A 13574-nucleotide genomic window follows, 5' to 3' on the forward strand; every position below is an offset into this window, starting at 1 on the left:
AATCGCCCCCTACTGCTGCTGTTGGTCTTGTGACTGGCCGTCGGCGTTGTCCGACTTCGAGTTGGCCTTCGCCTTCGGCAGTGACCGCACCACCTCGGCCGCGGCGAGTTCACGGTCGGCGACCGACGCCCGCGACGCCAGCACCCAGGTGTCCTTGGAGCCGCCGCCCTGACTGGAGTTCACCACCAGGGACCCCTCCGGCAACGCGACCCGGGTCAGCCCGCCGGGCAGCACCCACACGTGTTCGCCGTCGTTGACGGCGAACGGCCGCAGATCGACGTGGCGGGGTGCCAGTTTGTCGCCGATCTGGGTGGGCACCGTGGAGAGCTGCATGACGGGCTGGGCGATCCAGCCGCGCGGATCGCTGCGGATCTTCTTGCTGATCGCGGCCAGCTCCTTGGGTGACGCGTCGGGCCCGAACACGATGCCGTAGCCACCGGAACCCTCCACCGGTTTGATGACCAGTTCGGCGACGCGGTCGAGCACTTCGGCGCGTTCGTCGTCGAGCCAGCAGCGGTAGGTGTCGACGTTGGCCAGCAGCGGCTTCTCGCCCAGGTAGTACTCGATGATCGTCGGCACGTAGGTGTAGACCAGCTTGTCGTCGCCGACGCCATTACCGACCGCGCTGGAGATCACCACGTTGCCCGCGCGTGCGGCGTTGAGCAGGCCTGCGACCCCGAGCACCGAGTCGGGCCGGAACTGCATCGGGTCGAGGAACGCGTCGTCGATGCGGCGGTAGATGACGTCGACTTGCCGCTCGCCTTCGGTGGTGCGCATGTAGACGGAGTTGTCGCGGCAGAACAGGTCGCGTCCTTCGACCAGTTCGACGCCCATCTGGCGGGCCAGTAGCGAGTGCTCGAAATACGCCGAGTTGTAGACGCCCGGGGTCAGCACCACCACGGTCGGATCGGCGACGTTGTTGGCCGCGGCGTTACGCAGCGCACGCAGCAGGTGCGACGAATAGTCGCCGACCGCGCGGACCCGGTGCGTGGCGAACAGGTTCGGGAATACCCGCGCCATCGTGCGCCGGTTCTCCATCACATAGGACACTCCGGACGGTGAGCGCAGATTGTCCTCGAGCACGCGGAAGTCGCCCTTGGCGTCGCGGATCAGGTCGATGCCCGCGACGTGGATGCGCACACCGTTGGGCGGCACGATGCCGGCGGCCTCGCGGTGGAAGTGCTCGCAGGAGGTGACCAACCGGCGCGGGATGACGCCGTCGCGCAGGATCTCCTGTTCGCCGTAGATGTCGTCGAGGTAGTGCTCCAGGGCCTTGACCCGCTGCGTGATGCCCCGCTCGAGGCGTGTCCACTCGGCCGCCGAGATCACCCGAGGGACCAGGTCCAGCGGGAAGGGGCGCTCCTGGCCGGACAGCGAGAAGGTGATGCCCTGGTCGATGAATGCGCGGCCGAGCGCCTCGGCGCGGGCGGCCAGTTCGGAGGCGTCCGATGGAGCAAGCTCGGCGAAGATGCCCTTGTACGGGCCGCGCACGTTGCCGTCGGCGTCGAACATCTCGTCGAAGGCCTGCGAGTAGCGGCCAGCCTTCTTGTAGCCGTCGAAGATGCCGTCGTACCTTCTGGGCGTCCGCCCGTTGCCACGCGATGTCCGTGCGGTCTCGGTTGGGACGGTGCGAAGGCTCACCCATCACATGCTGCACCAAGTGAGCCGTTTCGGCAGGCCAGACGGCTCCGCTTTGGGAGATTCGGGGGCGCGCTGGTACCCTGAACAGTCGCTGCCCGCCGTCAGGCGCGGCGCGAACCGGACTTTGAGTAACCCAACCTAGATTTCGAAGGAATTACCGCGTGGCCAACATCAAGTCGCAGGAAAAGCGCAATCGCACCAACGAGCGCCGCAGACTGCGCAACAAGTCGGTGAAGTCGTCGCTTCACACGGCGGTCCGGGGTTTCCGCGAGGCCATCGAGGCGGGCGACAAGGAGAAGGCCGGCGAGTTGCTGGTGGCGACCAGCCGCAAGCTGGACAAGGCCGCCAGCAAGGGCGTCATCCACAAGAACCAGGCGGCCAACCGCAAGTCGGCGCTGGCCCGCGCGCTCAACAAGATCTGATTTGGTCCGCCGCTAGTCGGCGGCCAACTCGGCGACCTTCCTGACCGCCGCCTCCAGCGCGTAGTCGGCGTCCGCCGCCGCGCCCTTGACGTCGGCGTTCAACGCCGCGACCAACTGCATGGCCTCGGCGATCGAACTGCGCGACCACCGTCGCGCCTGCCTCTGCACCTTCTGCACCCGCTTCGGCGGCATGCCCAGCTCGGAGGCCAGCCGGTACGGGTCGCCGGACAGCGGCGCCACCTTGGCGATGGTGTGCACCGCCTCGGCCAGTGCGTCGGCGAGCACCACCTGCGGTTCACCGCTCATCATCGCCCAGCGCAGCGCTTCGGCCGCACCGGCGACGTCGCCGACGACGGCCTTGTCGGCGATGTCCCAGCCCTTCACCTCCGCCTTCCGCGAGTGGTAGCGACGCACCGCGGCCGCGTCGATCTGGCCGGCGGTGTCGGCGACCAATTGCGAACAGGCGGAAGCTAATTCGCGGATATCGGAGCCGACGGCGTCGACGAGAGCGGTGACGGTGTCGTCGCTGACCTTGACCCTCAGCGCACGGAACTCGTTTCGCACGAAGTCGACGCGCTCGTTCGGCCACTTGATCTTGTCGCATGGATGTACTTGAGCGCCAAGCTTTTTCAGCTGATCCGCCAGCGCTTTCGCACGCCCGCCACCGGAATGCACGACGACCAGCATGGTGCCTGGCGGCAGGTCAGAAGCGGTGCCTGCGATCAGCGCGACCGCCTCCTTACCCGCCTCGGCAGCCGACTCGAGGACGACGACCCGCTCGTCGGCGAACAGCGACGGGCTGAGCAGTTCGGCCAGCTCGCTGGTGCTGCCCTCGCCCGCCCGCAGCCGATCCACCGGGACGTCCTCGGTCCCCGCCTGCTTGCGTGCCTGCCGCAGCACGGCGGTGACCGCCCGCTCGACGAGAAGCTCTTCCTCACCCAACACCAGATGCAGGCCCGCGACCGGTTCGCTCACCTCGCAATCGTGTCATGTCCGGCCGACAGCGCCCGACACCGTCCACGCCAACACGCACACCGCGGCCAGCCCCGCGCCGACGCGCATCCATCGCCACCGCCACAGCACCACCGCCGCGACACCGGCGGCGGCGACGCACAGCACCCCAGGCAGCCCCGACGGCACATCGACCGCCGCGCCAGGAACGCCAGACGCCCAGTGCGCGACCCGCAGCAGCCACCACAGCTGCGGGCCAGTGAACCGGATCAGTAGTTGCGCCCCGGCCGGCCACAGCGGACACAGTGCCGCGGCGGCCGTGCCGACGACCGTGATCGGTGGGATCACCGCGGCGACAGCCAGGTTGGCGGCCACCGACACCACGCTGAATGTGCCCGACATGCCCGCCACCAGCGGCGCGGTGACAAGCTGAGCGGCGACGGCCACGCTGACCGCGTCGGCCAGCGGCTTCGGCCAGCCCCGCGCGACCAGGCGCCGCGACCACGTCGGTGCGATGACGACCAGCGCCGCCGTCGCCGACACCGACAACGCGAATCCGACGTCGACGGCCAACTCGGGCGCGGCAATCATCAGCATCAGCACACTGGCCGACAGCACAGGAATGGCCTGCCTGCGCCGGTGCGACACCACCGCCAATAGCGTGATCGCGCCCATCACCGCGGCCCGCAGCACGCTGGCCGACGGCTGCACGACGATCACGAACGCGACCAAGGCCAGCGCGGCCAGCGCGACCGCGAGCCTGGGCCCGAACACCGCGGCGGTCATCAACACCGCACCGCAGACGATGGTCACGTTCGCCCCGGACACGGCGGTCAGGTGCGTCAGCCCCGACGCCCGGAACTCCGCGGTGGTCTGCGCGCTGAGCGTCGACGTGTCGCCCAGCACCAATGCCGGCAGCATCGCCGCCTGATCCGCGGGCAACACGAGGCGCGCGGCGTCGGCGAACCCGGCGCGGATCCCGTCCGCGACCCTGTCAATCGGCGCGGCCTCGCCCAGTCGCGGTTCACCGGTCGACGACAGCACCGCCACCGACAGGTCGCGCCGAGTCGGCCTGCCGATGCGGGCCCGAAAACTCGCAGGCCGCCCGGCGGTCAGTTCGGCGAAATCTGAGGTGCTGGCGAAAACCACGACCCTGCCGGGCATTTCGACGGCTCCGACCCGTCGCAGCGATCCACGGAACATCATCCGCGCGCCGCCGAGTGAGCGAGGTGTTTCGCTGGGCGTCACGACGACGGCGGCGACCGTGCCGTACCGCTCGGTGATCGGATGGTGGTGAAGTTCGTTGACCCGCATGCCGATCGCAATAGCGAAGCCCGCGCCGACGACGGCAACGGCGACCGTTCCGGCCGCGATTCCACTGCGGACCTGCGCTGTGCGGCGCCCACTACCCCACCGCCCCGCCACGACCGTCGCGGCCACCGCGACGGCCACCACAACGAGTGCAGCGCGGCCGCCCCAGAGGATCCCGGCAGCGGTGACCGCCCAGCCGGTGAGCGCCGCGGGAACCAGCCGCAGGTCCAGCCGCGCGGCGTCGGCGTCCGGCGACGTCACACACGGACATGGGCGCGCAGCTTCTCCAGCCGCGCAGGTCCGATACCGTCCACATCGCCGAGTTGGTCGATGCTGGTGAACCGCCCGTTGGCGTCACGCCAGGCGATGATCGCGGCGGCTGTCACGGGACCGACGCCCGGTAGCGCGTCGAGTTGCTCCACCGTCGCGGTGTTCAGATCGACCAAACCGGTTGAGCCCGAATCGTTTCCGGTGGTCGGTGGGGCATCTGGGGCGTCCGTCGGAGCGGCGGGCACGGGTCCTGAGCTGATCGAACTTCCCATCTGCGCCGGCTGACCGGGCGGCCCGGTGATCCCGACGATGACCTGTTCCCCGTCGGTCACGCGCCGGGCCATGTTGAGCCCGATCAGATCGGCGCCGTCCAACGCCCCACCCGCCGCCGTGAGCGCGTCGGCGATGCGGGCGCCGGGCGCCAACGTGACGAGCCCCGGCTTGTGCACAAGACCCACCACGCTGACGATCACGGGTCCGGAAGCGTCAGACGGGGCCGCCCCCGGCGTCGGCTTGGCCGACGAAACCATTTCCACCGGAGGCAATTTCGCCGACGCCACCGCCGGTGTCCTATCGCGCACCACAGCGAAGACGGTCACCAGCACAGCGATGACACCGACGGCGGCCAGCGCGATGACACCTGCGCGGCCGGGGTCGGCCCGCACGGTGGCGATCCAGCCCGGCCCGCCATGGGGTTTTGCGGTATCGGGCAGCCATCGGGACAGCGACGTGTCCGGCTCTGCGTCGCCGTCGGCGGGTGATTCGGTTTCACCGCCGAGCCGGCGCGCAAGCCGCTCGACGGGCAATTCGGTTCGCATGCCGTCAAAGTAGGCGCGTCGGCGGACACGCCCGCCCGCACCCAACCGATGGCAACGCGCCCTGTGGATGAAATCCCGGGTGTGGATAACTGTGTTGTCTACAGTGATTTGCCATGGATCGTCGCGTCCCGATGATCGCTGGTATCGCGTTTGCGGTCCTGTTCGCCGCCGCGCTGTTCGTGGTTCCGGCGCTGCCGGGGATCGACCAGCCCGGCTACGACATCGTCGCGTTCGTCACCGCGAATTCCGGTGCGCTGCGGATGCAGGCCCTGCTGGTGGCCTTCGGCAGCCTGGCTTTGGTCGTGGTGCTCGGCTACGCCCGGGACAAGCTCACCGGGCCGCAGGCGTATGTGTTCACCATAGGCTCCGCGGTCGTGTTGGTCCAGGTGCTCATCGGGATGTGGTTCACGGCGGGTTTGGCGCTGCATCCGGCCCAACTCGGCTCCGCGACAGCACGCACCATCGCCGACGTCGTCGCGATGTTCGGGCCGATGCTCACCGTCGCCGACATCATGGTTGCGGTACCAATCCTGTTGGCCGCCAACGAAGATCGCTTCCCGCGCTGGCTCGGCATCCTGGCCGCGGTGTTCGCTGTCGAGCAGCTGATCGAAACGATCACGATCATCGGCCCGCCAGCCAGTTTCATCTCACCCGGCGGCTCGATGAACCTCTATTTGGGCGGTCCGCTGTTCGTCGTCTTCTTCCTCGCGCTCGGCGTCGCGTTGTCGGGGGAATCCACCGATGAGCCGTTGTCCACCACCGGAATTGACCGCCAGTGCGAGGAAGAGTGATGACCGTTAGTGGTGACCCCGACTGTGCGACTGCCGGTGGCTGGCCGAGTGGTCGGTGCCGGTCCTGGCATGAGACGTCGGCTTCTTCGCTGACGCCGTGCTCTCGGCCTTTATAGCGCTACTGGACGACTTCTTGGCCGCTACCGGCGACGTCGTCGTGTCCGGCGCTTTGGCATCACTCTTCTTGGCGGTCGTCGTCGGCGCGGTGGAAACCGAGGCGTGCAGCAGATTGCCGATGTTCTTCGCGGCGGTGTCCACCGCCGCCACCACGGGTGCTGCGGCGGTCGCGGCCACCTCGCGCGCCTGCGCCACACCTGCGGCCAGCGCGGTCGCGGGATCACCGGTTTTCGCCAGGTGCTGCGCCGAGGCGTCCGCGATCTGCACCGCACCGGAGAGCAGCAACTCACCGGCTTGGAACGCCACCGCAGTCGTCACGTCGATGGCGCTGACCGAAAGAACCTGGAACATGCTCGTGGCACCGGTCGGCGTCGTCGGGGTACCGACGGGCTGAACGAGCGCGTTGAGGATGTTGCTGCGCGCGGTCTGCACGGCGGCAAGGAACTGCCCCGGCGAGGCGGCCGCCGCCGTGGCGACGTTGAAGCCCTCGACGACGGCGACGTCGAGGGCGTGAAAGGCCTTCGGCACCACCAGGAACACGTCGTTGTTGATCAACGGTGTCACGGCCGCATTCGCCGGTCCGGTCACCGACGCCGCGGCAGCGCCGATCGCCTGCAGCGGCGAACCCGTCGACGCGAGCGAACCCAGGAACGCCGCAGGAGCTTCCAGCGCGCCCAGCGGCACGGTGATCGCGCCCTGGAGTGCGAACGGACAGATGAGACTGCAGTAGTGAAGCTGATTGCCGATGAACGCCAGCGGTATTGAGCCGAGCGCCGGTGCGGTGGCGGCGGTCAGCTGCACATCGCGGGCATGCGGTGACTGGTGCTGCGCAGGCGGGGCGATCGGCGACACGGTCAGTGCGCCGACGACGGCGGCGCCGGCAAGGACAGTTGAGCGCAATGGCATAGGCACTCCCTTGACACGGGCACCACTGTCGCAAAGTTCGAGCTTCGTCGAATCAATCGCATTAGGATTTCCTGAATGGACGGCGTGCACGACCTGGGCGGCCTCGACGGGTTCGGCCCGGTTCCGCACGTGGTGTCCGAGCCGTACTTCGCCGAGGACTGGGAGCGGCGTGTCTTCCGGCTGATGATCGGCTGGATCGCGGCGCAGAACGTGCCCGGCGGACGGTTCCGGCACTCGATCGAACGGATGGCGCCCGAGCACTATCTGTCCGCGCCGTATTACGAACGCTGGCTCACCGGCGCCGCCACGATGGCCGTCGAGGCGGGCGTCACGACGCCCGACGAAGTCGACCGCCGGGCTGGCGGCCGCTTCCCGCTGTCCAATCCGGATCGCGGGGTGCTGCCCGACGACCTCACCCCACGTACCACCCCGCGCTACGCCGTCGGTGACGAAGTTCGCGTCCGAGCGTGGCATCCGCCGGGACACACCCGCGCGCCGCGCTACGTACAGGGCAGAACGGGCACCGTCGTCCGCGTCGACGGGGCGCACGCCATCGACGACATCGCGGCCCACGGCGGCGGCGACGTCGCGGACCCGCTCTACGCCGTGCGCTTCACGTCCCGCGAACTGTGGGGCGAGGCCGGCGCCGACGGCGAAGTGATGTGCGTGAATCTGTTCGAGCGCTACCTGGAGGATCTCCGATGACCGCGGACCACCACCACCCCGCTGCGATGGCTCCCGTCGAGGCCCGGGTGGCCGCGATCGAGTCGGTGTTGGTGGAGCAGGGCATCCTCGACCTCGAGGAGCTCGATCAGATCATCACGCATTTCGAGGACAACCTGGGCCCGATGAACGGGGCGAAGGTGGTCGCCCGCGCATGGTCGGATCCCGACTACAAGCAGCGCCTACTCGCCGACGGCACCGCTGCGGTCAGGGAATTCGGGTTCGAGGGTCCGGAAGGCAACTTCGTGGTGGCCGTGGAGAACACCCCGCAGGTGCACAACCTCGTGGTGTGCACCCTGTGTTCGTGTTACCCGTGGCCGATCCTGGGATTGCCGCCGAAGTGGTACAAATCGTTTGCCTACCGGTCACGCGCGGTCCGCGAACCGCGCAAGCTGCTCGCCGAGATGGGCACGGACATACCCGCCGACGTCGAGATCCGGGTGTGGGACTCCAGCGCCGAGGCGCGCTACCTCGTCGTGCCGATGCGCCCGGCGGGCACCGACGACATGTCCGAAGAACAACTCGCCGGGCTCGTCACCCGCGACTCGATGATCGGTGTGCAGCGGCTGTGACCGACGGGCTACACGACGCGTCGTTGCCCCGGGACAACGGCGAGCTGGTCTTCGAAGCGCCTTGGCAGGCACGCGCTTTGGCGATAGCGGTGGCGTTGGTGGACAAGCTCGGGGTGCCGTGGGACGAATTTCGCCGACGGCTGATGGCCGAGATCGCCGCCGAACCGGACCGCCCCTATTACGAAAGCTGGGGGGCCGCACTGGAATCCATGGTGGTCGAGCTGGAGCTGACAACCCCCGCCGCACTCGACGCCGCCACCCCGACGGAGCGCGCACCGCTCTAGGTCATTGGGAGTGCGCGGCCAGCAGCACGATCCGCGGGCCAGCGACGTCGTCGGTGACGACGTAGGTGACTGTCGGGCAGTCGATCTCGTCGCCGTCGGCGTTGCGACGTGACAGCGTCGCCCGGTACACCGCCGACGTCGCATTGAGCATGGTGACTTCCGACTGCAGCACCTGGCTGTGGTGGAAGCCGAGGGCCCGCAGCCCGTCGAGTTGACTCTGCATGACCGCCGCCGCTTCGTCGTCGGTCATCAGCGTGACGACACCCTCGTCGGTCGTGATGACCATCGGCACCCCGAAATGACCCAGCAACGAAGCCATGTCGCCGTCGCCGCGCGCACAAGCCGCGAAACTGCTCAGATATTCGTCGATCCAACGGCCAACCGCGTCGGCGTCAAGGGGCATTCGGTGATCATGCCCGAAACGTCGGCGTCGGCTAGACGTTTTCGCGACGGCCCACCGGCGGGTTGAGGTCGATGCCGCGGGCGTCGTCGGGCACCTTCGGCGCCGTCAACTCGGGGGTCTCGCCGTCGGCGTCCTCGCGGTCAGGCGTCGACCGTTCCAGGAAGCGCAGCAACTCGACCGGGAAGGGCAGGATCAGCGTGGAGTTCTTCTCAGCGGCCACCTCGACCACCGTCTGCAGCAGGCGAAGCTGCAGGGCGGCCGGTTCGTCGGACATCACCGCGGCGGCCTGAGACAGCTTCTCGGACGCCTGCAGTTCGCCGTCGGCGGTGATGACGCGGGCGCGTCGTTCCCGCTCCGCTTCGGCCTGGCGGGCGATCGAGCGTTTCATCGAGTCGGGCAGCACCACGTCCTTGATCTCGACGCGGTCCAGGTGGATGCCCCAGCCCAGCGCCGGGCTGTCGATCAGCAACTCCAGGCCCTGGTTGAGCCGTTCCCGGTTGGACAGCAGGTCGTCGAGGTTGCTCTTGCCGATGATCGACCGCAACGACGTCTGCGCCACCTGACCGATGGCCGACATGTAGTCCTGCACGTCGACCGCCGCGCGCACCGGGTCGTGCACCTGGAAGTAGATGACGGCGTCCACCCGCACGGTCACGTTGTCGCGGGTGATGCCGTCCTGCGCGGGCACGGGCAGCGTGATGATCTGCATGTTCACCTTCTGCAGCCGATCCGCGAACGGGATCAGCCAGGTCAATCCCGGTTGGCGGACCCGGCTCTGCACCCGCCCGAAGCGGTAGACGACGCCGCGTTCGAACTGCTTGATCACCCGGATGTTCTGCACCGCGAGCCAGAGCGCTCCCAGACCGGCGACCCCGGCCAGCGACAAGGTGTAGAGGATGCTCATGGGTGTCCTCCTCGACGGACCCTATGAACCGAGTGTGCTCCCCCAACCGTCGCTTCGCCAGCACACCCAATCGATCTCGACGAGGGCGCCGACCGCCAGCCCGGTGACCCCGACGCAGGTGCGCGACGGCAACCGGTCACCGAACCAGGCCGCGTAGGCGGTGTTGAACGCGGCGTAGTCATTCCAGTCGAGCAGGAAGGCGCGCACCGAGACGACGTCGGCGAGTCCCCCGCCGCACAGTTCGGTGACCCGCAGCAGGTTTCTGAGCACTTGATCGGTCTGGATCGCGACGTAGTCGCCGACCACGGCGCCGGTCACGTCGGTCGGCATCTGGCCGGTGACGTACAACGTCTGACCGGCGGCGGTGGCATGAGCGAACGGGGCGACCGCCGGGGGCACGCCGTCGGCGGGAGTGAACGTGAATGACTGAATTCCGTTGTCGCTCATGCCGAAACTGTAGACCAGCGCGGAAAGCACCGTTTGTCGATCCGGCAGTGCACACCCTGACGCTGGTCGACCACCTGTGTGACGGTGAAATCGGCGGCCACCGACAGGAACGAGTAGGCGTCGGGCCGCGAAAGTCCGAAATGGGATTGCAGGATGCTGTGTGTCCGCAGGGCGGCGGCCTTCATCGCCTCATCCAGCGAGTCGCCGAACCCGTGCACCAACAACTCGGTCGCGGTTTCCAGCACCGGCACGGTGAAGGGCAGGTCACGGCGAATCGTCAAGCGCAGCAACCCATTCAGCGACGCCTCCAGCGCCGTCCCGCTGATCTCACCGTCGCCCTGGGAGACGTGCGGATCGCCTACCGACAGCAGGGCCCCGGCCACCTGCACCGGGTAGTACATCGTCCCGCCCGCCCCGATGCGCCAGTTATCGACGTTGCCGCCGTGATCCCCCGGCGGTACCGACGACACCCGCTCGGGGGCGGCCGGTGCGACGCCCATGGTGCCGAAGTGCGGCCGCAGGGGCACGACCACGCCGGGCAGCGCGGGCTGACGAGCGTCGTTATCGGGGCTGACGATCGTGCCGGGCTCGTTGGCCAGTGGCGTCGCGGTCCAGTCGTAGCCGAACACCGCCCGGCCGACACCGGCGGCGACGTCGAGTTCGTAGACGGTGACACGTTCGACCGGCATCTCGTCGTATAGGAAGCCCCAGTGGGCCGCGAGGTTCGACCCGTACGGCAGCCGGGGCGTGGCCTGCAGGATGTCGACCTGCAGCACGTCACCGGGGCGGGCGCCGTCGACGGCGATCGGGCCGGTCAGCAGGTGGGGTCCCGGGCCGCGGTCGATCACGCGGTCGAAGACCTCGGCGATGCCCGCGTCCATCAGCAGATCGGGTGCATCGCCGGCGTGATTGGTCAGCGTCTCGATGGCCACCAGATCGCCCGGCGCGACGGTGAGCACCGGTTCCAGCCGGGGGTCGAAGTAGCCCCAGTGCACCGTCGACGGCGTCGCGGGCAACCGGTGAACGGTGGTGGAGGCGGCGGGGCTGAGCACCATCGGACGATCATGTCAGCGATCAGCGATGGCGTCCTGTCGAGAGGCACACCCGTCAACAGGTTTGTTACTGCCAAACGTCAATCAAATTCTGCCAATGGAATTAAACCTGTGATCTTGACAGTTGAAGTGTTCAGCTGCAGCGAACCGACACAAGTGAAGAAGCACCAAAAGATGAGGGCACAATCACAATGAGGAAGCTCGGATTAACCGTAATCGCGGGCGCTTTGACCGCCGCAACTCTTGGCCTGGCCGCACCGGCCGGCGCGGCGCCGACAGGCCCCGGCAGCGCCCAGGACACCATCAACAAATTGCAGGCCGACGGCTACAACGTGATCGTCAACCGGGTGGGTGGAACCCCGCTCGATCAGGCCACCGTGATCGCGGTGCGGCCCGGTCAGACCTACAGCCGCACTGATTCCGGAACCCCCGGTGACAGTCTCGAAACGACCATCACCGGTAAGACGGTCTACGTCGACGTGAGGTAGATCGCCCAAAACGCAAGGGGCACCCCCACAAGGGGTGCCCCTTCGTTATTTCGGGCGTTCGAATGTCGCGTCGGTCGTGGCTCGCTTGTCCTACCACTCGCGGATCGAGCAGAGCGCACCTTTGGAGCCGTCGTCCGAGTCGACCAGAACTCCGTCGACTTCCAGTTGGCAATGAAACACCGCCTGCGTCGGACCGCTGGTAGCCGCGACCATCGCCCACTGATCCGGATCGGCAAGGACGACATCAAGTACCCACGCCTTTTGCGGGCCGATGTCGGCCTGCACCTTCGGGCTGAAGACGTATGGGTTGTGACTGTAGTCGGCCCAAGTCGGTGGATCAGTATCGCGGTAGTAGATGTCGGCAAGCACCGGGTTTTGCGCGGAGACTGTGTATCTCACGCGATGACGAACAGTTTCGTCGGCCTGCGCCTGGGCTGCGGTGGACACAGCTGCTATCACTGCGAGGGCCACCGCACGGACGCCGTTTCTACTCATCGCCCCTGACCCATCTGCTGGCGCCCCCGGCGGACACGCAACTGAGGAACAGGCCGTCCGGCGCCTGCGCAACACCGTTCTCGTAGCCGGCGCAAGACGAGTTCTCCTCCTTGACGCCCCACATTGACGGCGAGCGAAAATATCTGGGTTCGTAGCGGCGTGGTGATCCGCAAAACACCAGCCTGCCCCACGAGGTGGTACCGAACACATAGTGCGAGGTGTCGTTACACGGTGCACCGAGGACGACGCCCGGAGTCAAACCGGGAGCGCACGATGGGTCGTCGCACGCGGCCGTGTCTGCCGAAGCTGCCGCTGGTTGTATCAGGCTGGCGGCGAGCAGGCCAACAGCAATTGCCCGGGTTTCTCGCATCATCTCACTCTCGCAGGACATTTCAGTGCTTCTATGCGCTGTCCCGCTCAGTGGGCAATGCGCCAACCAGTGCAGTTCGGCGACTCTAGCGTCGGCAGATGCGCTTATCCGGAGTTGTCGTGTGCGCCGTCGCTGCGCTCGCGGCCACGACAATCCCCTTGCAGGCTCACGCCTCCGATGACGACTGGGGCCTCAACGGCAGTTATCTCGCCACATCGAACGGCGAATGGGCGAAAACCAATGAGCGATTCCAGGACGAGGCGAGCATCCGCAGCACATGGACGATCACCACACAATGCAGCTACCCCACAGAGTGCACCGGGACAGTGTCCAGCGACTTCGGCTGGAGTGCACCGATTTACCAGACGGGTGGCGTCTGGTACGTCAAACGAATGGTGGACAACTGGGAGCCCTGTCCTGACGGCACCGCAGCGTCCGGGTTGCAGGTGTTCCGATTCGCCCCGACGACACCGGACGGCAGCCAGATCGACCCGACGGCCACGACATTGGTAGGCGAAGACCAAACGACGGGGCAGGGTGGCGCCTGCGGCATCAACAAACCACTCTTCATCAACATGCCGTTCAAGCTCGTCAAGATGGGTTCCTGAG

At 67.5% G+C, this 13574-nt stretch carries 18 protein-coding genes; 7 read left to right on the forward strand and 11 right to left on the reverse strand.

Going from position 1 to position 13574, the window contains the following annotated elements; all coding sequences use genetic code 11:
- Positions 1-9: 9 nt before the first annotated feature.
- Complete coding sequence (locus C1A30_RS07020) at positions 10-1563, reverse strand: circularly permuted type 2 ATP-grasp protein (RefSeq protein WP_235009715.1); 1554 nt, start codon at positions 1561-1563, stop codon at positions 10-12.
- Between the two features lie 239 nt (positions 1564-1802).
- Between C1A30_RS07020 and rpsT the strand changes: the two genes are divergently transcribed.
- Positions 1803-2063 carry a 30S ribosomal protein S20 gene (gene rpsT / locus C1A30_RS07025; RefSeq protein ID WP_101947447.1) on the forward strand — a complete coding sequence of 87 codons (261 nt, stop codon included), beginning with the start codon at positions 1803-1805 and terminating at the stop codon, positions 2061-2063.
- A gap of 12 nt (positions 2064-2075) precedes the next feature.
- On the opposite strand, the gene holA is transcribed toward rpsT, so the two are convergent.
- The 3 genes from holA to C1A30_RS07040 are packed head-to-tail and all read right to left on the reverse strand — an operon-like array spanning position 2076 to position 5413.
- Positions 2076-3017, reverse strand: a complete 942-nt coding sequence (holA, locus tag C1A30_RS07030; protein ID WP_200828207.1) for a DNA polymerase III subunit delta — start codon at positions 3015-3017, stop codon at positions 2076-2078.
- Between the two features lie 33 nt (positions 3018-3050).
- Complete coding sequence (locus tag C1A30_RS07035) at positions 3051-4586, reverse strand: ComEC/Rec2 family competence protein (protein ID WP_200828180.1); 1536 nt, start codon at positions 4584-4586, stop codon at positions 3051-3053.
- Positions 4583-5413: a ComEA family DNA-binding protein gene (locus tag C1A30_RS07040; RefSeq protein ID WP_101947449.1), complete on the reverse strand. Its 831-nt coding sequence runs from the start codon at positions 5411-5413 to the stop codon at positions 4583-4585. Before C1A30_RS07040 ends, C1A30_RS07035 begins: the two co-directional genes overlap by 4 nt.
- A 113-nt stretch (positions 5414-5526) precedes the next feature.
- Here C1A30_RS07040 and C1A30_RS07045 point away from each other — a divergent pair, with 113 nt between their 5' ends.
- Positions 5527-6204, forward strand: coding sequence for a hypothetical protein (locus C1A30_RS07045; RefSeq protein ID WP_235009674.1), 678 nt, complete (start codon positions 5527-5529; stop codon positions 6202-6204).
- Between the two features lie 6 nt (positions 6205-6210).
- Here the strand turns inward: C1A30_RS07045 and C1A30_RS07050 are convergent, their stop codons facing one another.
- Positions 6211-7227, reverse strand: a complete 1017-nt coding sequence (locus C1A30_RS07050) for a hypothetical protein (protein WP_235009675.1) — start codon at positions 7225-7227, stop codon at positions 6211-6213.
- 75 nt (positions 7228-7302) lie between these two features.
- Here C1A30_RS07050 and nthB point away from each other — a divergent pair, with 75 nt between their 5' ends.
- The 3 genes from nthB to C1A30_RS07065 are packed head-to-tail and all read left to right on the forward strand — an operon-like array spanning position 7303 to position 8806.
- Positions 7303-7932, forward strand: coding sequence for a nitrile hydratase subunit beta (gene nthB, locus C1A30_RS07055; protein WP_101947450.1), 630 nt, complete (start codon positions 7303-7305; stop codon positions 7930-7932).
- The gene (nthA, locus tag C1A30_RS07060) at positions 7929-8522 is read left to right on the forward strand and encodes a nitrile hydratase subunit alpha (protein ID WP_101947451.1); all 594 of its coding nucleotides are present in this window, start codon (positions 7929-7931) and stop codon (positions 8520-8522) included. Before nthB ends, nthA begins: the two co-directional genes overlap by 4 nt.
- Positions 8519-8806, forward strand: a complete 288-nt coding sequence (locus C1A30_RS07065; protein WP_101947452.1) for a nitrile hydratase accessory protein — start codon at positions 8519-8521, stop codon at positions 8804-8806. Before nthA ends, C1A30_RS07065 begins: the two co-directional genes overlap by 4 nt.
- Before the next feature lies 1 nt (position 8807).
- On the opposite strand, the gene C1A30_RS07070 is transcribed toward C1A30_RS07065, so the two are convergent.
- Genes C1A30_RS07070 through C1A30_RS07085 form a run of 4 tightly spaced genes read right to left on the reverse strand, consistent with a single transcriptional unit; the run spans position 8808 to position 11615 of the window.
- Positions 8808-9209: a hypothetical protein gene (locus C1A30_RS07070; RefSeq protein WP_101947453.1), complete on the reverse strand. Its 402-nt coding sequence runs from the start codon at positions 9207-9209 to the stop codon at positions 8808-8810.
- A 31-nt stretch (positions 9210-9240) separates the two neighbouring features.
- Positions 9241-10113, reverse strand: coding sequence for an SPFH domain-containing protein (locus C1A30_RS07075; RefSeq protein WP_101947454.1), 873 nt, complete (start codon positions 10111-10113; stop codon positions 9241-9243).
- A gap of 21 nt (positions 10114-10134) precedes the next feature.
- Positions 10135-10560: a RidA family protein gene (locus tag C1A30_RS07080; RefSeq protein WP_101947708.1), complete on the reverse strand. Its 426-nt coding sequence runs from the start codon at positions 10558-10560 to the stop codon at positions 10135-10137.
- Positions 10557-11615: an acetamidase/formamidase family protein gene (locus C1A30_RS07085; RefSeq protein WP_101947455.1), complete on the reverse strand. Its 1059-nt coding sequence runs from the start codon at positions 11613-11615 to the stop codon at positions 10557-10559. Before C1A30_RS07085 ends, C1A30_RS07080 begins: the two co-directional genes overlap by 4 nt.
- 188 nt (positions 11616-11803) lie before the next feature.
- Here C1A30_RS07085 and C1A30_RS07090 point away from each other — a divergent pair, with 188 nt between their 5' ends.
- Positions 11804-12100 (forward strand): hypothetical protein, encoded by a 297-nt coding sequence (locus C1A30_RS07090; RefSeq protein WP_101947456.1) that lies wholly within the window; start codon positions 11804-11806, stop codon positions 12098-12100.
- A gap of 90 nt (positions 12101-12190) precedes the next feature.
- On the opposite strand, the gene C1A30_RS07095 is transcribed toward C1A30_RS07090, so the two are convergent.
- Entirely contained in the window at positions 12191-12595 is a 405-nt protein-coding gene (locus C1A30_RS07095; protein WP_101947457.1) for a hypothetical protein, read from the reverse strand.
- Positions 12588-12965 (reverse strand): hypothetical protein, encoded by a 378-nt coding sequence (locus C1A30_RS36005; protein ID WP_101947709.1) that lies wholly within the window; start codon positions 12963-12965, stop codon positions 12588-12590. Before C1A30_RS36005 ends, C1A30_RS07095 begins: the two co-directional genes overlap by 8 nt.
- Positions 12966-13063: 98 nt before the next feature.
- Between C1A30_RS36005 and C1A30_RS07105 the strand changes: the two genes are divergently transcribed.
- Complete coding sequence (locus tag C1A30_RS07105; protein ID WP_101947458.1) at positions 13064-13573, forward strand: hypothetical protein; 510 nt, start codon at positions 13064-13066, stop codon at positions 13571-13573.
- Position 13574 lies beyond the last annotated feature (1 nt).

The sequence above is a fragment of the Mycobacterium sp. 3519A genome, from assembly GCF_900240945.1.
Lineage (GTDB): Bacteria > Actinomycetota > Actinomycetes > Mycobacteriales > Mycobacteriaceae > Mycobacterium.

What these genes read in the sequence shown, in the direction of transcription:
- C1A30_RS07075 (WP_101947454.1), bottom strand. Translation starts at nt 10,113, where the DNA reads ATGAGCATCCTCTACACCTTGTCGCTGGCCGGGGTCGCCGGTCTGGGA.
- C1A30_RS07045 (WP_235009674.1), top strand. Translation starts at nt 5,527, where the DNA reads ATGGATCGTCGCGTCCCGATGATCGCTGGTATCGCGTTTGCGGTCCTG.
- nthA (WP_101947451.1), top strand. Translation starts at nt 7,929, where the DNA reads ATGACCGCGGACCACCACCACCCCGCTGCGATGGCTCCCGTCGAGGCC.
- C1A30_RS07085 (WP_101947455.1), bottom strand. Translation starts at nt 11,615, where the DNA reads ATGGTGCTCAGCCCCGCCGCCTCCACCACCGTTCACCGGTTGCCCGCG.
- C1A30_RS07090 (WP_101947456.1), top strand. Translation starts at nt 11,804, where the DNA reads ATGAGGAAGCTCGGATTAACCGTAATCGCGGGCGCTTTGACCGCCGCA.
- C1A30_RS36005 (WP_101947709.1), bottom strand. Translation starts at nt 12,965, where the DNA reads ATGCGAGAAACCCGGGCAATTGCTGTTGGCCTGCTCGCCGCCAGCCTG.
- C1A30_RS07080 (WP_101947708.1), bottom strand. Translation starts at nt 10,560, where the DNA reads ATGAGCGACAACGGAATTCAGTCATTCACGTTCACTCCCGCCGACGGC.
- C1A30_RS07095 (WP_101947457.1), bottom strand. Translation starts at nt 12,595, where the DNA reads ATGAGTAGAAACGGCGTCCGTGCGGTGGCCCTCGCAGTGATAGCAGCT.
- C1A30_RS07050 (WP_235009675.1), bottom strand. Translation starts at nt 7,227, where the DNA reads ATGCCATTGCGCTCAACTGTCCTTGCCGGCGCCGCCGTCGTCGGCGCA.
- C1A30_RS07070 (WP_101947453.1), bottom strand. Translation starts at nt 9,209, where the DNA reads ATGCCCCTTGACGCCGACGCGGTTGGCCGTTGGATCGACGAATATCTG.
- nthB (WP_101947450.1), top strand. Translation starts at nt 7,303, where the DNA reads ATGGACGGCGTGCACGACCTGGGCGGCCTCGACGGGTTCGGCCCGGTT.
- C1A30_RS07040 (WP_101947449.1), bottom strand. Translation starts at nt 5,413, where the DNA reads ATGCGAACCGAATTGCCCGTCGAGCGGCTTGCGCGCCGGCTCGGCGGT.
- C1A30_RS07105 (WP_101947458.1), top strand. Translation starts at nt 13,064, where the DNA reads ATGCGCTTATCCGGAGTTGTCGTGTGCGCCGTCGCTGCGCTCGCGGCC.